Source organism: Paracoccus xiamenensis, from assembly GCF_011308835.1.
Classification (GTDB): domain Bacteria; phylum Pseudomonadota; class Alphaproteobacteria; order Rhodobacterales; family Rhodobacteraceae; genus Paracoccus; species Paracoccus xiamenensis.
The window spans coordinates 246,059-261,655 of the sequence record NZ_JAAOHY010000002.1; the positions used below are offsets into that span (position 1 = coordinate 246,059).

13 protein-coding genes are annotated in these 15,597 nt (G+C 64.8%); 10 read left to right on the top strand and 3 right to left on the bottom strand.

Annotated elements, in window-relative coordinates:
* The first annotated feature begins 14 nt into the window (after window positions 1-14).
* From G7044_RS08005 to G7044_RS08030, 6 genes are all read left to right on the top strand, one after another.
* Window positions 15-575 carry an acyl-CoA thioesterase gene (locus tag G7044_RS08005; protein ID WP_166327873.1) on the top strand — a complete coding sequence of 187 codons (561 nt, stop codon included), beginning with the start codon at window positions 15-17 and terminating at the stop codon, window positions 573-575.
* Window positions 576-770: 195 nt separating this feature from the next.
* On the top strand, window positions 771-2,126 hold the full coding sequence (locus G7044_RS08010) for an MFS transporter (RefSeq protein ID WP_166327874.1): 1,356 nt from the start codon (window positions 771-773) through the stop codon (window positions 2,124-2,126).
* On the top strand, window positions 2,123-3,004 hold the full coding sequence (mepA, locus tag G7044_RS08015; protein ID WP_166327875.1) for a penicillin-insensitive murein endopeptidase: 882 nt from the start codon (window positions 2,123-2,125) through the stop codon (window positions 3,002-3,004). The genes G7044_RS08010 and mepA overlap by 4 nt, the downstream gene beginning before the upstream one ends.
* The gene (locus G7044_RS08020; protein WP_166327876.1) at window positions 2,977-3,867 is read left to right on the top strand and encodes an esterase-like activity of phytase family protein; all 891 of its coding nucleotides are present in this window, start codon (window positions 2,977-2,979) and stop codon (window positions 3,865-3,867) included. Before mepA ends, G7044_RS08020 begins: the two co-directional genes overlap by 28 nt.
* Window positions 3,868-3,977: 110 nt before the next feature.
* Window positions 3,978-4,592 carry a queuosine precursor transporter gene (locus G7044_RS08025; RefSeq protein ID WP_166327877.1) on the top strand — a complete coding sequence of 205 codons (615 nt, stop codon included), beginning with the start codon at window positions 3,978-3,980 and terminating at the stop codon, window positions 4,590-4,592.
* Between the two features lie 293 nt (window positions 4,593-4,885).
* Window positions 4,886-6,184: a PP2C family protein-serine/threonine phosphatase gene (locus G7044_RS08030; protein WP_166327878.1), complete on the top strand. Its 1,299-nt coding sequence runs from the start codon at window positions 4,886-4,888 to the stop codon at window positions 6,182-6,184.
* Between the two features lie 19 nt (window positions 6,185-6,203).
* On the opposite strand, the gene G7044_RS08035 is transcribed toward G7044_RS08030, so the two are convergent.
* Window positions 6,204-9,644, bottom strand: coding sequence for an indolepyruvate ferredoxin oxidoreductase family protein (locus tag G7044_RS08035; RefSeq protein ID WP_166327879.1), 3,441 nt, complete (start codon window positions 9,642-9,644; stop codon window positions 6,204-6,206).
* A 112-nt stretch (window positions 9,645-9,756) separates the two neighbouring features.
* On the opposite strand from G7044_RS08035, the gene G7044_RS08040 reads away from it, so the two are divergent.
* Window positions 9,757-10,227, top strand: a complete 471-nt coding sequence (locus G7044_RS08040; protein ID WP_166327880.1) for an Lrp/AsnC family transcriptional regulator — start codon at window positions 9,757-9,759, stop codon at window positions 10,225-10,227.
* Here G7044_RS08040 and G7044_RS08045 read toward each other — a convergent pair.
* On the bottom strand, window positions 10,224-11,543 hold the full coding sequence (locus tag G7044_RS08045) for a lipopolysaccharide biosynthesis protein (RefSeq protein WP_166327881.1): 1,320 nt from the start codon (window positions 11,541-11,543) through the stop codon (window positions 10,224-10,226). The two genes, G7044_RS08040 and G7044_RS08045, sit on opposite strands and share 4 nt — an antisense overlap.
* Window positions 11,544-11,874: 331 nt before the next feature.
* Between G7044_RS08045 and G7044_RS08050 the strand changes: the two genes are divergently transcribed.
* The 3 genes from G7044_RS08050 to G7044_RS08060 are packed head-to-tail and all read left to right on the top strand — an operon-like array spanning window position 11,875 to window position 14,472.
* Window positions 11,875-12,894 carry an NAD-dependent epimerase/dehydratase family protein gene (locus tag G7044_RS08050; protein ID WP_166327976.1) on the top strand — a complete coding sequence of 340 codons (1,020 nt, stop codon included), beginning with the start codon at window positions 11,875-11,877 and terminating at the stop codon, window positions 12,892-12,894.
* On the top strand, window positions 12,891-13,832 hold the full coding sequence (locus tag G7044_RS08055) for an ATP-grasp domain-containing protein (RefSeq protein WP_328803831.1): 942 nt from the start codon (window positions 12,891-12,893) through the stop codon (window positions 13,830-13,832). Before G7044_RS08050 ends, G7044_RS08055 begins: the two co-directional genes overlap by 4 nt.
* Window positions 13,813-14,472 carry an HAD family hydrolase gene (locus tag G7044_RS08060; protein ID WP_166327882.1) on the top strand — a complete coding sequence of 220 codons (660 nt, stop codon included), beginning with the start codon at window positions 13,813-13,815 and terminating at the stop codon, window positions 14,470-14,472. Before G7044_RS08055 ends, G7044_RS08060 begins: the two co-directional genes overlap by 20 nt.
* Here G7044_RS08060 and G7044_RS08065 read toward each other — a convergent pair.
* Window positions 14,442-15,566, bottom strand: a complete 1,125-nt coding sequence (locus tag G7044_RS08065) for a glycosyltransferase family 4 protein (protein WP_166327883.1) — start codon at window positions 15,564-15,566, stop codon at window positions 14,442-14,444. The genes G7044_RS08060 and G7044_RS08065 overlap by 31 nt on opposite strands.
* Between the last annotated feature and the right edge of the window lie 31 nt (window positions 15,567-15,597).

Sequence of the window (15,597 nt, forward strand, 5' to 3'; positions counted from 1 at the left end):
ACAGGAGGCCGCCGATGTATCCGCTGATCCGATTCACGAAAGAGATGCTGAAGTTCCGCAACGCGCCCAAGCTGGGGCCGCTGGACAGCCATATCTCGACCCATATGTGCTGGCCCTGGGATCTGGACCCGTGGATTGAGCTGAATAACGGCCGTACCCTGACGCTGTACGATCTGGGACGCATTCCGATGGCATCGCGGACCGGGCTGATCGGTGCGCTGCGCAAAAACGGCTGGGGGATCACGGTGGCGGGTAACTCAACCCGGTATCGCCGCCGCATCCGGGCGTTTGAACGCTTCACCATGGTGACGCGGATGATCGGCTGGGATCGGCGCTTCATGTATATGGAGCAGTCGATGTGGCGAAAGGGTGAATGCTGCAACCACATGCTGCTGCGTGGTGCCTTCACCGGGCCAAAGGGCATCGTCTCTCCGAGTGAGGTTTTCACCGCCGTCGGCTATCACGACGAAAGCCCGGCGCTGCCGGAATGGGTGCGGGCATGGATCGCGGCGGATGCGCAGCGGCCCTGGCCGCCCGAAGTCGCACCAGAGGCGCGCGAGGCCATTCGCGGCTAGGGATTACAGCGTCGCGCCGTCGCGCCAGACATCAAAACGCCAGTGCAATCGGCCACAGTGGCAGATTCCAGTCAGCATGTTGTTTCCTTTCCGCAGGATGATCGAGGGTAGCCCGCCGGGCATTGGACGAAAAGAAGGTTGCCAAGACCGTTTGGTTTCGCCTTATCTCGCCTCAGGCAGTGGGAAGGATACCATTTGAACCGTAAACGTATCTGGGGATGGTGGTTTTTCGACTGGGCCTGCCAGCCCTATCACACGCTGCTGGTGACCTTCATTTTCTCGATCTACTACGCCGAGGTCGCCAAGCGGTCTTTCATCGCGGAGGGCATGGACGCCGCGCAGGCGGGCGCAGCGGCGCAGTCGCTGTGGGGTTATGGGCTGGCGATCGGTGGCGTTGTCATCGCTGTGCTGGCGCCGGTTCTGGGGGCGGTCGCCGACACCACCGGGCGCAGGCTGCCATGGGTGTGGTTCTTTTCGGGGCTGATCGTGGTCGGCGCGGCGGGTCTGTGGGGGCTGACGCCGACCGATCCGCATCTGATCGCGGCGGTGGCCTTTTTCGGGGTCGGGCTGATCGGCGTCGAATTCGCCACCATCTTCACCAATGCCATGCTGCCCAGCCTCGCCCCGCGGGAAGAGATCGGGCGGCTGTCCGGCTCGGGCTTTGCCTTCGGCTATCTTGGCGGGCTGGTCGCGTTGGCGATCACCCTTCTGGGCTTTGCCGAAACGCCCAGCGGGCTGACGCTGGCGGGCATCCCGCCGCTGTTCGGACTGGATGCCGCGACGCGCGAGGGCACTCGCTTCGTCGGCCCCTTCACGGCGATCTGGTTTGTCATCTTCATGGTCCCCTTCTTCCTGTGGGTGAAGGAACCCGCAGGGACCGGCAGGCCGATCCGGCTTGGCCTTGCCATGCGTGAATTGGGGCGACTGGTTCGCAGCCTGCGCCATCGCCCGAGCCTGGCGAACTGGCTGATCTCCTCCATGCTGTCACGTGATGCGCTGAACGCGCTTTACGGGTTTGGCGGGGTCTATGCCGGCACGGTGCTGGGCTGGCCGGTCTTTCTGTCCGGCGTCTTCGGCGTGGTCAGCGCCCTGTCAGCTGTGGTGATTTCCTGGCTGGGCGGGCGCGCGGATCGCCGCTGGGGACCCAAGCCGGTTATTCTGGCAGCGATCTTCGTGCTGACGCTGGTCTGCATCACCATCGTCGCCATGGACCGGCAGTCGGTCATGGGCGTGCCGCTTGCCGCAGGCTCGAAACTGCCGGACATCATCTTCTTCGTCTGCGGCGCGCTGATCGGCGGGGCGGGTGGGGCGTTGCAGGCGGCCTCTCGTACGATGATGGTGCGCCACACCTCGGAAGAGCGCGCGACCGAGGCATTCGGCCTTTATGCGCTGTCGGGCAAGGCCACGGCATTCCTTGCGCCCTTCCTGATCGCGCTGGTGACGGATCTGACCGGCAGCCAACGCGTCGGCATCTCTCCGCTGATCGTGATGTTCCTTCTGGCGATCTTCCTGCTAAACTGGGTCAACAAGAACGGAGAGGCAGAGCAGTGATCCGCAAATTTATCCTGACGGCCGCCGCCGTGGTCGGCCTTGCCGCGCCTGTGCTGGCCGAGCCGCTGGCCAAGGACGTCTTCGGCCATGCGCCCGGCCCGACCGCCGGCGCCCCCGTGGCCGTCGGCAGCTATAGCCGGGGCTGCGTCTCGGGCGCGGTGGCGCTGCCCGAATCCGGCCCGACCTGGCAGGCAATGCGCCTGTCGCGCAACCGCAATTGGGGCCACCCCGAACTGGTCGGCTTTGTGATGGGGCTGTCAAACGCCGCGACCAAGCTGGGCTGGCGCGGCCTTTATGTCGGCGATATGAGCCAGTCGCGCGGCGGCCCGATGCTGACCGGCCATGCCAGCCATCAGTTGGGGCTGGACGCCGATATCTGGATGCTGCCGCCCGCCAGCCTGAACCTGTCGCCGGCGCAGCGCGAAAAGATCTCTTCGGTTTCGGTGGTGGCGAGGAACGGGCTGGGCCTGTCGCAACACTGGACGCCGTCCCATGCCGCGCTGATCCAGACCGCCGCCATGGATGCTCGCGTCGACCGGATTTTCCTGGACGCCGCCATCAAGGTCGAGATGTGCAGGATGAACGGCAACCGGGGCGCATGGCTGCAAAAGCTGCGGCCGACGCCGAACCATGACTATCATTTCCACATCCGCATGAACTGCCCCGCCGGCAGCCCCGGTTGCCTGAACCCGGCGACGCCGGTGGCGCAGCTGTCGGGCAATGACAATGGCTGCGGCGCGGCCCTGCAGGAACTGGCTTACCGTGCCAATCCGTCGACCCGGCCGAAAGGCAAGTCCGATCCCAATTACCGCCACCCCCGCAGCTTCCGGCTAAGCGAGATGCCGAGGCAATGTCAGGCAATCGGCACCGCACGCTGATCCTTTCGGCGCTCATGTCGTTGCTGGCCTTGCCATCTTTTGGCGGGGCCCGTCTCGACTATGTGGGCAGCTATGTCTGGACGCTGCCGGAATCCGATTTCGGCGGCTTTTCCGGCATCGAGATCAGCGATGACGGCACCAACTTCCATGTCGTTTCGGATCGCGCCTGGATCCGCTGGGGCGCGATCGAACGCGATGCTGCCGGCCGTATCCGCGAGATGCGGATGTCGGGCCGTGCGCCGTTGCGCGACAGCCAGGGCGCGCCGCTGCGCCCCGGTCGGCTGGGTGACAGCGAGGGTCTGGCAATCGGCCGCGACGGCACCGTCTGGATCAGCTTTGAGGGGCTGGACCGCATCGCCCGCTATGACGATGTCGACGGGCCCGCAACGCGCGTGCCCGTGCCGCCCGAATGGAAGCGCATCCAGGTCAATGAAGGGTTCGAGGCCCTTGCCGTCACCCCGGAAGGCGACTTGCTGACCCTGCCCGAATATGCCCCCGAGGGCGGCGCTTTCCCGGTCTGGCGCTATCGTGGTGAGCGTTGGGATCAACCGTTCAGCATCCCCGCCGACCCCGACTGGCAGGCGGTCGGGGCTGATATGGGGCCGGACGGCCGGCTGTATCTGCTGGAACGCAATTTTCGTGGCCTGCTGGGTTTCCGGTCGCGGGTGCGCCGCTTTGACCTCGGTCCCGAGGGCATCACCTCGGCCGAGGAGCTGCTGACCACCGGGACGCTGCAATATGACAACCTCGAAGGGATCGCGGTCTGGGATGACGGCTTGGGGATCCGGATGACGATGATCTCGGACGACAACTTCCTGCCCGTGCAGCGGACAGAACTGGTCGAATACCGCGTGACCGACTGACCGCATTTCCACGGATTTTCGTTGACAAATGGCGCCCCCGCGCACTATCCCGCGCCGTCCGCATGTCGCGGGCCGAGTTGTTCCGCTACCTTGTAAAACGGAAAGTCTCTATGACCCGCTTCCTACCTGGCGTTATCGCCATGGCCATCATCGTGGTGGCCTCGAATATTCTCGTTCAATACCATCTCGGCGCGTGGCTGACCTGGGGGGCGATCAGCTACCCCTTTGCGTTCCTGGTCACCGACGTGATGAACCGCGTTTACGGTGCTTCCGCCGCGCGTCGCGTCGTGCTGGCGGGCTTTGTCGTCGGCGTTGCCTGTTCGCTGGTCGCGGCCGGAATGGACAAGACCACGCTGCGCATCGCCATCGCCTCGGGCGCGGCCTTCCTGCTGGCGCAGCTGCTGGACATCACCGTCTTCAACGCGCTGCGCAACAACGGTGGCTGGTGGAAGGCGCCGCTGCTGTCGTCCTTCTTCGGCTCGGCCCTGGATACGGCACTTTTCTTCTCGATCGCCTTCGCGTCGCAGCTAAGCTTTATCAGCCCGGCCGATGATGTCGCCTGGGCAAACGAAAGCCTGCCTTTGCTGGGCTTTGGCCCGAATGCACCGCTTTGGGCATCGCTGGCGACGGCTGATTGGGTGATGAAAATGGTGCTGGCATTGCTGGCACTGGTGCCCTTCCGCATCATTATCCGCAATATCTTGCGTCAACGCCCAGCATTTTAAGTTGACTTATCCTGAACCTGTGGCACCCTTTCCTTACGTGGCAACATATCGAAAGGAGGTGGTCCAGTGTCGAGAGTGATATTGGAGAGAGGTATTGGGACAGTCAGGGGGGCCGCGGCCTGAGGGCAAACCCCAGGGTGATAAACCCTGACTGGGACGGACGGATCTTCGATCCCTAACCGGACCATCTCCGTAGATCTCGCGGGTCGCTGCCGGATGGCGCGACCCGTTTCTATTTGCGCAATTTTATACGCCTTCATGGATGATTAGGGATTTTGCGCTAAGCCCTGTGCATGTCATTCGGGAATCGCCTCGCCACTGCCTCCGCGCCTTCGGCCACCCGCCGAAGGCTTGTGCTGCTGGTCGATGACAGCCGGGCGCAACGGGCAATGCTGGCCGTCCACCTGACCCGCGCCGGATACGAAGTGGCCGAGGCCGATTGCGGCGATACGGCCCTGGCCTTCTGCCGCACGCGGCGGCCGGACGTGATCCTGTCGGACTGGGTGATGCGGGGCATGTCGGGGCCGGAACTGTGTCAGCAGCTGCGCGAGGATCGCGACGGGCGCTATATCTATTTCCTGCTGCTGACATCAAAGGACGAACCGGCCGATGTCGCCTTTGGACTGGAAAGCGGGGCTGATGATTTCCTGACCAAGCCGACCTCGGCGGCGGAACTGCTGGCGCGGCTGCGCGCGGGCGAGCGGATCCTGCGACTTCAGGATGAAGCGCGCAGCGTCAATGCGCGGCTGTCGGAAACGCTGGCCGCGCTGCGCAGCGCGCAGGTGGCCATGGATCGCGACCTGGACGAGGCGCGGCGCCTGCAACAGGGGCTGATCGGCGAACGGCACGCCAGTTTCGGGGATTTCACCGTGTCGAACCTGTTGCGTCCCGCGGGACATGTCGGGGGTGACCTGACGGGCAGTTTCGCCATCAACGCCCGACGCTTCGGGGTATTCGCCATCGACGTTTCCGGCCACGGGGTCGCGGCGGCATTGCTGACGGCGCGGCTGGCCACGCAATTCTCGGCCTCGCTCGATCAGAACGCCGCCCTGTTCATCAATGAATTCGGGCTGTACGAATCGCGCTCTCCGGCGGTTCTGGCGCGCTATCTTAACCACCTGATGCTGGCCGATCTGCGCGTCGACACCTATTTCACCATGGTCTACGCCGTTGTCGACCAACTGACCGGCGAAGTGCGGATGGTGCAGGCGGGACATCCGCATCCGATGGTCCAACGTGCGGACGGCAGCGTCGAACAGATCGGCGATGGCGGCCTGCCCGTCGGCGTGATCGAAGGTGCCGAATATGACGAAATCTCGCTGGTGCTGGCGCCGGGTGACAGGTTGCTGATCGCTTCTGATGGGATCTGGGACGCCGCGGATGCGTCTGGCCGGATGCTGGGCGTCGAAGGTCTTGGCGCGATCCTTCAGACCAACCGGGCCACGCAGGGGCTGGGTCTGGTCGAGGCGATGGTGTGGTCGGTCCTGGCCTATAGCGGCGGCAAGCAGGTCGACGATATCTCTGCCTTGCTTATCGAACGCCGCGCGGCCCCGGAAGCCGGGGCCGCGCAAGACCAGACCGAGAAAGCCTGAAGTACTGGGGGCCGGGCGGTCAGGCCGCGGCGCGCTGCACCTTCATCGCCGCAAGTGCCGCATCGGCCTGATCGCGGTATTTGGCGATGGCGGCGTGCTTGACCGGGCCGTAACCGCGCATCTGTTGCGGCGCGGCCAGGATGTCCGGGGCTGGCGCGCTGCCTGCCTTGGCGATCAGCGCAGGAAGTGCGGTCAGGATGTTTTCGAACCAAGTGATCAGCTCGCGCTCCTCGCGGCGTTCTGCCATTCGGCCAAAGGGGTCGAAGGCGGTGCCGCGCAATGCCTTGCCGCGCGCCAGGATGCGCAACATCGGCGTCAGCCAGGCACCGAAGCTGCGCTTGACCGGACGCCCGCGCGCATCCTTTCGCGCCGGCAGGAACGGCGGGGCGAGGTGATAGACGACGCGGCCGCCTTCCCATTCGGCGGCCAACTTGTCGCGAAAACCCGTCGCGCTCAGCAGGCGGGCGACCTCGTATTCGTCCTTGTATGCCATCAGCCTGAACAGCGAACGCGCGGCCGTGCTGGTCAGGACCTCGCGTTCCGCCGGGGGCAAATCGGGCAGGGCAGAGGCAAAATCGACGATCTGGGCGCGGAAACGGGCGGCATAGTCTGCATCCTGATAGGCCGTCAGCTCGGTCGAAAAGCGGTCCAGCAGGGCGGCGGTGGTTTCCACCGGCGCGGGTGGTTCGGTCAGGGGCAGCCGTTCTGGGGCGACCGCCAGCACGCGGCCCAGATCGAAGGCGCGCTGATTGGCCTCAATCGCGGTGCCGTTCAGGCGGATTGCCTGCTGCAATGCCTCTAACCCGACGGGGACCAGCCCGGCCTGCCAAGCATAGCCCAGCAGCAGCACATTGGCGAACACGCTGTCGCCCAGCAGGCGCTGTGCGATCCGGTTGGCATCCAGCGCCATCAGGTTGTCGGTCCCGACGGCACGGCCAATGGCCCCAACGCGGGCATCCACGCGCAGATCGGCGTCGCGGTTCAGGACCAGATCGCCGGTCGGCATCTCGGCCAAATTCAGTACGACCCGCGTCCCCCGCCGATACAGTGCCGATGCCTTTGGCGCCGAGGCGACCACCACGTCACAGCCGATCACCGCATCGGCGGCGCCGTTTTCGATCCGCAGCTGGTTGATCTGATCGGGGCTCTGCGCCAGCCGGACATAGCCCAGAACGGTGCCGAATTTTTGGGCGAAGCCGGTGAAATCCAGCACGCTGGCACCCTTGCCTTCCAGATGCGCGGCCATGGTGATCAGCGCGCCGACCGTGACGACGCCGGTGCCGCCGACGCCGCCGACCAGCAGGTCGAAGGGTTCCGACAGCGACGGCAGATCTGGCAGCGCCACGCCGTCCAGCAGCGCCGCCACGTCCAGATCGGCGGCCTTGGGTTTCTTGCGTGCCGCGCCTTCAATAGTGACGAAGCTGGGGCAGAAGCCGCCAAGGCAGGAGAAATCCTTGTTGCAGCTGTTCTGGTTGATCTGCCGCTTGCGGCCAAAGGGGGTTTCCAGCGGCTCGACCGACAGGCAGTTCGAGGCGATGGAACAATCGCCGCAGCCCTCGCAAACGCGTTCGTTGATGACCACCGCCTTGGCCGGATCCTCCATCAGCCCGCGCTTGCGGCGGCGGCGCTTTTCGGTCGCGCAGGTCTGTTCATAAATTAGTACCGTGACGCCGGCGATCTCGCGCAGCTCGCGCTGCACCGCGTCCAGCCGGTCGCGATGGTCGAAAGTGGTGCCTGCGGGGAAATCCCCGCGATCGAACTTGTCGGGCATGTCGCTGACGACGGCGATCCGGGTCACGCCCTCGGCCCGGCAGGTCTGGGCGATGCCCGAGGCGCTGACCGGCCCGTCGACGGGCTGGCCGCCGGTCATGGCCACGGCATCGTTATACAAGATCTTGTATGTGATATTGGCATTTGCCGCCACCGATTGACGGATCGCCAGCGAGCCAGAGTGATACCAGGTCCCCTCGCCGAGGTTCTGGAAGATATGCTTGCCGCCATTATAGGCCTGCCGCGCGATCCACGGCACGCCCTCGCCACCCATTTGGGCGTAGCCCACGGTTTCGCGGTTCATCCAGCTGGCCATGACGTGACAGCCGATCCCCGAGGCCGCCATCGACCCATCCGGCAGCTTGGTCGAGGTGTTGTGCGGGCAGCCCGAGCAGAAATAGGGCGTGCGCGTGGCACCGGCGACATTCATCGTCAGATCTGGCACCGCGGCCAACTCGGCGGCGCGCGCGGGCAGGTGTTCGCCCGGAAAGTGGCGGTCCAGCCGGGCGGCCAAAATGGGGGCAAGCAGGCGCGGCGACAGCTCGCCCGAGAAGGGGATCAGGGGGGCGCCGGTTTCGTCATGCTTGCCGACCATGGCCTGCGGCTTGTCGCCCGGCCAGTCATAAAAATGTTCCTTGAACTGGCTTTCGATGATGCCGCGCTTTTCCTCGACCACCAGCACCTCGGCCTTGTGGCGCATGAAACGCAGCGCGTCGCGGCGCGCCAGCGGCCAGACCATGCCGACTTTGTAGATGTCGATGCCAAGGCGGCGGCAGGCGGCCTCGTCCAGACCCAGCAGGCGCAGGGCCTCCATCAGGTCGAGATGGCCCTTGCCGGTGGTCACGATGCCGAAGCTGGCATCCTTGATGTCATAGATGCGGTGGTCGATCGGGTTGGCTTCGACGAAAGCCTCGACCGCGCGCAGCTTGTGGGTCAGGCGGGTTTCGATTTCGGGACTGGGCAGGTCGGCGGGGCGGATATGCAGCCCGCCGGGCGGCGGATCGAAGGGCGGAATGGTGAAGCTGCGATCCTTCGGCAATTCGACCGAGGCACCGGATTCGACGGTTTCAGAAATCGCCTTGAAGCCGACCCAGGTGCCGGAAAAGCGCGACAGCGCGATGCCGTATTCGCCGAAGGCCAGGTATTCCCCGACCGAGGCCGGGTTCAGCACCGGCATGAACCAGGTCATGAAGGCCACGTCCGACTGGTGCGGCATCGACGAGGACACGCAGCCGTGATCGTCGCCCGCCACCACCAGCACGCCGCCCTTGGGTGCGCTGCCGTAAGCGTTGCCGTGGCGCAGCGCGTCGCCCGACCGGTCGACGCCCGGCCCTTTGCCGTACCACATGGCGAAGACGCCCTCGACCCGGGCATCGGGGTCAAGGATGGCCTGTTGCGAACCCAGGACGGCCGTCGCGCCCAGATCCTCGTTCACGGCGGGAAGGAAGGTGATGTCCTGCGCGGCCAGCCGCTTCTTGGCCCGCCACATTTCCTGATCCACGGCACCGAGCGGCGACCCGCGATAACCGGAAACGAAGCCGGCGGTGTTCAGCCCTGCTGCCCGGTCGCGGCGCGCCTGATCCAGCATGATCCGCACCAATGCCTGGGTGCCGGTCATGAAAACCCGGCCGTCCTCGGCATCATAGCGATCTTCCAATGCGTAGCTGTGCGGATGCGATTGATCCAGCATGGCGGCTCCTCCCGGTGGCTAGGGTCAGGATATGCCGAATCGCTTGGTGAATCTGGCCAGAGTTGGTAGGGATTTCGCCAAATGGTGAAAAATTTGTTCGAGGATGCTGGCAATGTCGAATGAAATTCAGCTGAGCAGCGGCGACCGTGCAATCATGCGCGCCTTGCAGCAGGATTGCCGCCTGTCCAATGCCCAACTGGCGGAAAAGGTCGGCATGTCGGCTTCGGCCTGCTGGCGGCGGGTGCGCATGCTGGAGGAGGCGGGCGTGATCGCCGGCTATGGTGCGGTGATCGACGCTGACCGGGCGGGGCTGGGCTTTCACGCGATTGTCCATGTTCGGCTGGCGCGGCATGATCGCGGCGCGGTGCAGAAGGTGATGGCCGATCTGACCACCCGGCCCGAGGTGGTAGAGTGTTATTCGACCACCGGGCAGTATGATTATCATTTGCGGGTTCTGTGCGCCGACATGGCGGCCTATCGCCGCTTTCTGGATGACTTCCTGTTCCGCCTGCCTGCCATTGAAAGCGCCCAGACCAATGTCGTGCTGGAGGATCTGAAGCCGCGCAGCGTGATCCCGGTTTAGGCCCCGCGCGCCCGGCGGAAGGCCAGGGTGCAGCCAATTGTCCAGGTCAGGTTGAAAATCAGGTTGCTGGCGGCGGCGCCCTCGACCCCCCAGAAATGGATGAAGGGCAGGAAGGTCAGCGCGAACAGGATCGTCGACAGCACGGTGACGCGGACCAGCATCCGGTCCTGACCCATCGCCAGAAGTGCCGGGTTCAGCGCCACGCCCGATGCAAAGATGATCGCGGACAGCAGCAGGATGTTCATCACCGTCCCGGCGCCGGCAAAGGCGGGGCCGAAGACAAGGGCGATCACGGATTCCATGTTCAGCATGATCGGCACGGCAATCACCAATTGCAGCGCCAGGATCGCGACCGAGACGATCAGGATCAGCCGGTTGAACTGGCGGAGATTGCGCTTTTCCCACAGCCGGGCGAGTTCGGGATAGATGGTCTGGCGCACCGGCGCGGCCAGCTTGGTGACGCGATTCATTACCCGCTTGCCCAGTTGATAGATGCCGACCGCCGCAGGGTTCATCATCGCGCCAAGGATCAGCACGTCAAAGCGGTTGGCCGATTGGCGCAGGATAACATTGAAATTCGAGTTCCAGAGAAAGCGCAGGAAGCCGGGATTTTCCCGCAGCGCGACCAGTCCCGGTGCCCGCAATGCGTCGCCATGGCCGCGCCGGCGCAGCTCGTGCAGGGCGATGGCGAAGGCCAGCAGCCCGTCCAGCAGGCTTTGTACCAGCAAGATCGCGATGAAGGCCCAGATCCCCAAGCCCGCCAGCCAGGCGACAAGGCTGAGCAGCAGCCGCACCGTTGCAGAAATCATGTCGACCCATGCAAGGCGGTCGAAGCGGTCAAAAATGCGTAGCACCGCTGTTGCGGTGGGACGGAAGGAAAAGAACAGCCCGAAGGCCATCAGCCAGATATATTGCGTGCCAACCCCTTCCGGCAGTCCGATCAACGGGGTGACGAGAGGTGCGAGGATCACGCAGACGGCCCCGGCCAGCACCCCGCCGGCTGCGTCAATCAGCACCGACAGCTTTATCAGTCGCAGGAAGGCTGGTGTGTCGCCGCGGTGCTGGGCCTGAATGGCAAAGCGGATAACGGCCTGCCACGGCTCCAGCCGCAGAATCAGGTCGACGATGCGAACGAAGGACTCAACCAGTGCAACGGTCCCAAGGCCGGCCGGTCCAAGTGCGCGGGCGGTGATGAACAGCGTTGCCAGGGCGGCAACTGACATGAACAGCTGACTGGCAAAGGTCCAGCTGAGGTTGCGCGACATCCGCGACCGCAGCGACCGAGCAGATTCGGGATCATCAGAAACGTTACACATGCACCAGTCCCGATTCCTGCCAACACAGGCACCTAAAAACTCTACAATAAATAACCAACATGGCGATGAGATATCGTAAGACTTGGGAGATACTGTCGATCAGGGCTGCGTCGCGCAACCCGATTCGCGTTTAATCCGGGGCGAGTTCTTGGGCGGATTTCTAATCCAGATTGATCTTTGCAAAGTGGCCGGGCTGCCGGTGCCGCGGTCGGTCGCCCGGGCAGATCGACAGCCGGGCTCCGCGCCGAGGCCTTGGTGTGGAAGGGGTGTGCAGCGCTTGCCAATCCGGCGCAGGCTGCTATCGCGGGGGCATTGGAAGTTGAAGGGTTGACTGATGCGGGTTCTGGTTACCGGTGCGGCCGGGTTCATTGGCTCTCATCTGGCAGGGTTGCTGCTGGATGAAGGGCACGAGGTTATCGGCCTCGACAGTCATAACGACTATTACGACCCCGGGTTGAAGGCTGCGCGCGAGGCGCGGCTGACCTCTCGGTCCGGGTATCATGCCATCCGGGGCAAGGTCGAAGATCCGGGCCTGCTGATGGATCTGTTTGCCACGCACAAGCCTGACGCGGCGGTGCATCTGGCTGCGCAGGCGGGCGTGCGCTATTCCATCGACAACCCCCGCGCCTATGTCGAGGCGAACCTGCTGGGTTCGTTCGAATTGCTGGAGGCCGCCCGTGCCCATCCGCCCAAGCATCTGCTGATGGCCTCGACCAGTTCGGTTTACGGCGCCAATACCGATATGCCTTACCGAGAGACGGACAAGGTCGACACCCAGATGTCCTTCTATGCGGCGACCAAGAAGTCGAACGAGGCGATGGCCCACAGCTATGCCCATCTGTTTGGCGTCCCGATAACGATGTTCCGCTTCTTTACCGTTTACGGGCCCTGGGGGCGGCCGGATATGGCGCCCTATCTGTTCACCAGCGCGATCATGGAAGGGCGGCCGATCAAGGTCTTCAACCATGGCGACATGCGGCGCGATTTCACCTATGTGGGCGATCTGGTGCGTGCCATCAGGCTGCTGGTCGATGCCGCCCCGCAACGTCCCGACAGCCCCGACCAGATCGTCGAAGGCGACAGCCTGTCGCCGGTCGCGCCCTTCCGGGCGGTCAATATCGGCAATGGCGATTCGGTCCCGCTGCTGGAATTCATCGCCGCGATCGAGGCCGCGTCTAACCGGCAGGCGATCAAGCAGATGATGCCAATGCAGCCGGGCGATGTGCCTGCAACCTGGGCCGATACCGCACTTTTGCGGCGGTTGACCGGTTATGCACCGCAAACCTCGGTCCGCGAGGGTGCCAAGGCCTATGTCGACTGGTATCGCGAATACTATGGGGTCAGCGCGTGACGCCCGTACTGGTTTCCTCGGCCGGTCGGCGGGGCGCGCTGGTGCGCGCCTTCCGCGACGCGGGGGCCGTGGTCCATGGCTGCGATATGCAGCCTGAACTGTCCTCGGGCTGCATGCTGGCAGACCATGCCCATCAGGTGCCGCGCTGCACCGCGCCCGATTTCATCGACCGGATCGAGGACATCGTGCGCGCGAACGGCATTCGGCTGATCGTACCGACCATCGACACCGAGTTGATGGCCTATGCCGAGGCCGCGCCCCGGCTGGCGGCGGCGGGGGCATATGTGCATGTCTCGCCGCCCGAGGTCATCGCCGTGGTCCGCGACAAGACCCGCACGATGGAGGTGCTGGCGGCGGCCGATCTGCCAGTGCCCGATACCTGTTCCGAGGCGGAACTGCGCGCAGAACCCGACCGGCTGGGTTGGCCGGTCTTCGGCAAGCCGGTCGGCGGCAGCGCCAGCCGTGGCTTGGGCAGCTATGACAGCTTCGCCGTTCTGCCCGACAGCTTCCCCGAACCGATGATGTTCCAGCCTGTGCTGAAAGGGCCGGAATATACCGTCAACATTTTCGTCGACCGCGCCGGGCAGTTGCAGACGGTGGTCCCTCATCTGCGCATCCAGACCCGCGCCGGAGAGGTCGAAAAGGGTCGCACCACCCGCCGCGCCGACCTGCGGGCACTGGCGGAGGGCATCGTCCGCGCCCTGCCGCAGGCGCGCGGGGTGTTGTGTTTTCAGGTCATTGACGACGCCGCGCGCGGGCCTCGGATCATCGAAATCAATGCACGTTTCGGGGGCGGCTATCCGCTGGCTCATCACGCGGGCGCGCATTTCGCCGACTGGCTGATGGCCGAACTGGCGGGGCGACCTTCGGGGGCCAGCGATGACTGGCGCGACGGTGTCACCATGCTGCGTTACGACGATGCCGTCTTCACAGGCTGATCGCATCGTCTTTGACCTCGACGACACGCTTTATCTAGAGCGTGACTTCGCCTTCAGCGGTTTCGAGGCGGTTGGCGATCATATCCGCGATCAGCACGGGGTCGGAGGCTTTGCGGCGACCTGCCGAATGCTGTTCGACGGCCCCCACCGCGCCACCATCTTCGACGAGGCGCTGCGTCGCCACCACCTGAGCCTGCCCATCGCCGAGCTGGTCGCGATTTACCGTGATCACAGCCCGCATATCGCGCTGTGCGCGGATGCCGCGCGCTATGTTCTGCGCGGCGGTTTCGGACTGATTACGGACGGGCCCGAACGCACCCAGCGGGCCAAGATCGCGGCCTTGGGGCTGGCGCAATTCTGCGACCAGATCATCCCGACCGGGCAATGGGGGCAGGGCTTCGGCAAGCCGCATCCCCGCGCTTATCTGGCGATTGCCGATGCAGCAGGCGGGCGGCGCTGCGTCTATGTCGCGGATAACGCCGCAAAGGATTTCGTGACCCCGAACCGGATGGGCTGGTTGACGGTGCAGATCCTGCGCCCTGGCCGCGTCCATGACGGCTCTGCCCCCGATGCGGCCCATGCCGCGCAGGCGGTCATCACCTCGCTCGATCAGCTGGACAACGTACTGTCGGCGGGCTGAGGGCGCCGCGCCGCGCGTGTATCACCCAACGATTCCGCGATAAGCGCGTCCCATTGGGCCATGATCCGGCCCGTGTCCAGACGGTCTGCCATGATCCACGCCGCCCCGGCCAGTTCGTTGCGCAATTCCCGGTCTCGCGCCAGCCGTTCCATTGCCTTTGCCAGCCCCGCGACATCGCCATTGGGCACCAGAAGCCCGTTCTGTTCATGCCGGACCATCTCGGACGGGCCGTAAGGGCAATCGAACGAGATGATCGGCATGCCGGAACAGGTCGCCTCGGCCACGACATTGCAGAAGCCTTCGTAGCGCGAACTGACCACGGCCACATCCCCGGCCCCAAGCCAGTCGGAAGCCGAGGGAACCAGCCCCGCCAGCCGCGCGCGGCCCGTCAGGCCAAGCGCCCTGATTTGGGCTTGCAGGTTGTCGCGTTCCTGCCCCTTGCCGAAGATGTCGAGCGTGGCGGGTAGATCGGCGGGCAGGCGCGCGAAGGCCTCCAGCAGCAGGTCGAAGCCCTTCTGCGCGTCCAGCCGGCCCACAGCGACGAAGCGGCAATGATCCGCGGGCGGCGCAGGGGTAAAAGGGACCGGATCGCAATGATTGGGGACCACATGGGCGCGTGCGGCCTGCGCTGGTGGCAGATCCATGGCGGCGGCATGGGTCTGCATGGCAATCCCGGCAGCGCGCGGGATCAGCGTGTTCTGCGCCCGGCGCCAGAAGCGGGGCGACTGGGCCGAGGGGTTGTTTCGTTCCGACACGATGACCGGAATGCCGGTTCCGGTCGCGGCCAGCAAGGTCAGGCAGTTCACCTTGGTCAGGAAGCTGACGATCAGGTCGGGCCGAAGTTCGGCGATCAGCCGACGGACCGCCAGACCCCGGCGCGGTTGCAGAAACGAGGCTGGAAGCCTTGGCGCCGGGCGGTCCAGTACATGCAGGTGGACCTGCGCGGGATAATCGAAAAAGGATCCCGCCGCGGGCATGGTCATCGCCGCCACATGGACATCATCGCCGAGCTCTGTGCGGTGAGCCGCCAATGAACACATCATCTTTTCCGCCCCACCGGCGCCGAAGCCGCCCTGGATCATCAGGATTTTCATCGCTTACATGTCCCTATCCGTCATCGCAGCA

Bases quoted from the DNA above. Each gene is read 5' to 3' on its own strand.
- G7044_RS08005 (WP_166327873.1), top strand. From the start codon at position 15: ATGTATCCGCTGATCCGATTCACGAAAGAGATGCTGAAGTTCCGCAAC.
- G7044_RS08020 (WP_166327876.1), top strand. From the start codon at position 2,977: ATGTCAGGCAATCGGCACCGCACGCTGATCCTTTCGGCGCTCATGTCG.
- G7044_RS08025 (WP_166327877.1), top strand. From the start codon at position 3,978: ATGACCCGCTTCCTACCTGGCGTTATCGCCATGGCCATCATCGTGGTG.
- G7044_RS08030 (WP_166327878.1), top strand. From the start codon at position 4,886: ATGTCATTCGGGAATCGCCTCGCCACTGCCTCCGCGCCTTCGGCCACC.
- G7044_RS08035 (WP_166327879.1), bottom strand. From the start codon at position 9,644: ATGCTGGATCAATCGCATCCGCACAGCTACGCATTGGAAGATCGCTAT.
- G7044_RS08040 (WP_166327880.1), top strand. From the start codon at position 9,757: ATGTCGAATGAAATTCAGCTGAGCAGCGGCGACCGTGCAATCATGCGC.
- G7044_RS08045 (WP_166327881.1), bottom strand. From the start codon at position 11,543: ATGTGTAACGTTTCTGATGATCCCGAATCTGCTCGGTCGCTGCGGTCG.
- G7044_RS08060 (WP_166327882.1), top strand. From the start codon at position 13,813: ATGCCGTCTTCACAGGCTGATCGCATCGTCTTTGACCTCGACGACACG.
- G7044_RS08065 (WP_166327883.1), bottom strand. From the start codon at position 15,566: ATGAAAATCCTGATGATCCAGGGCGGCTTCGGCGCCGGTGGGGCGGAA.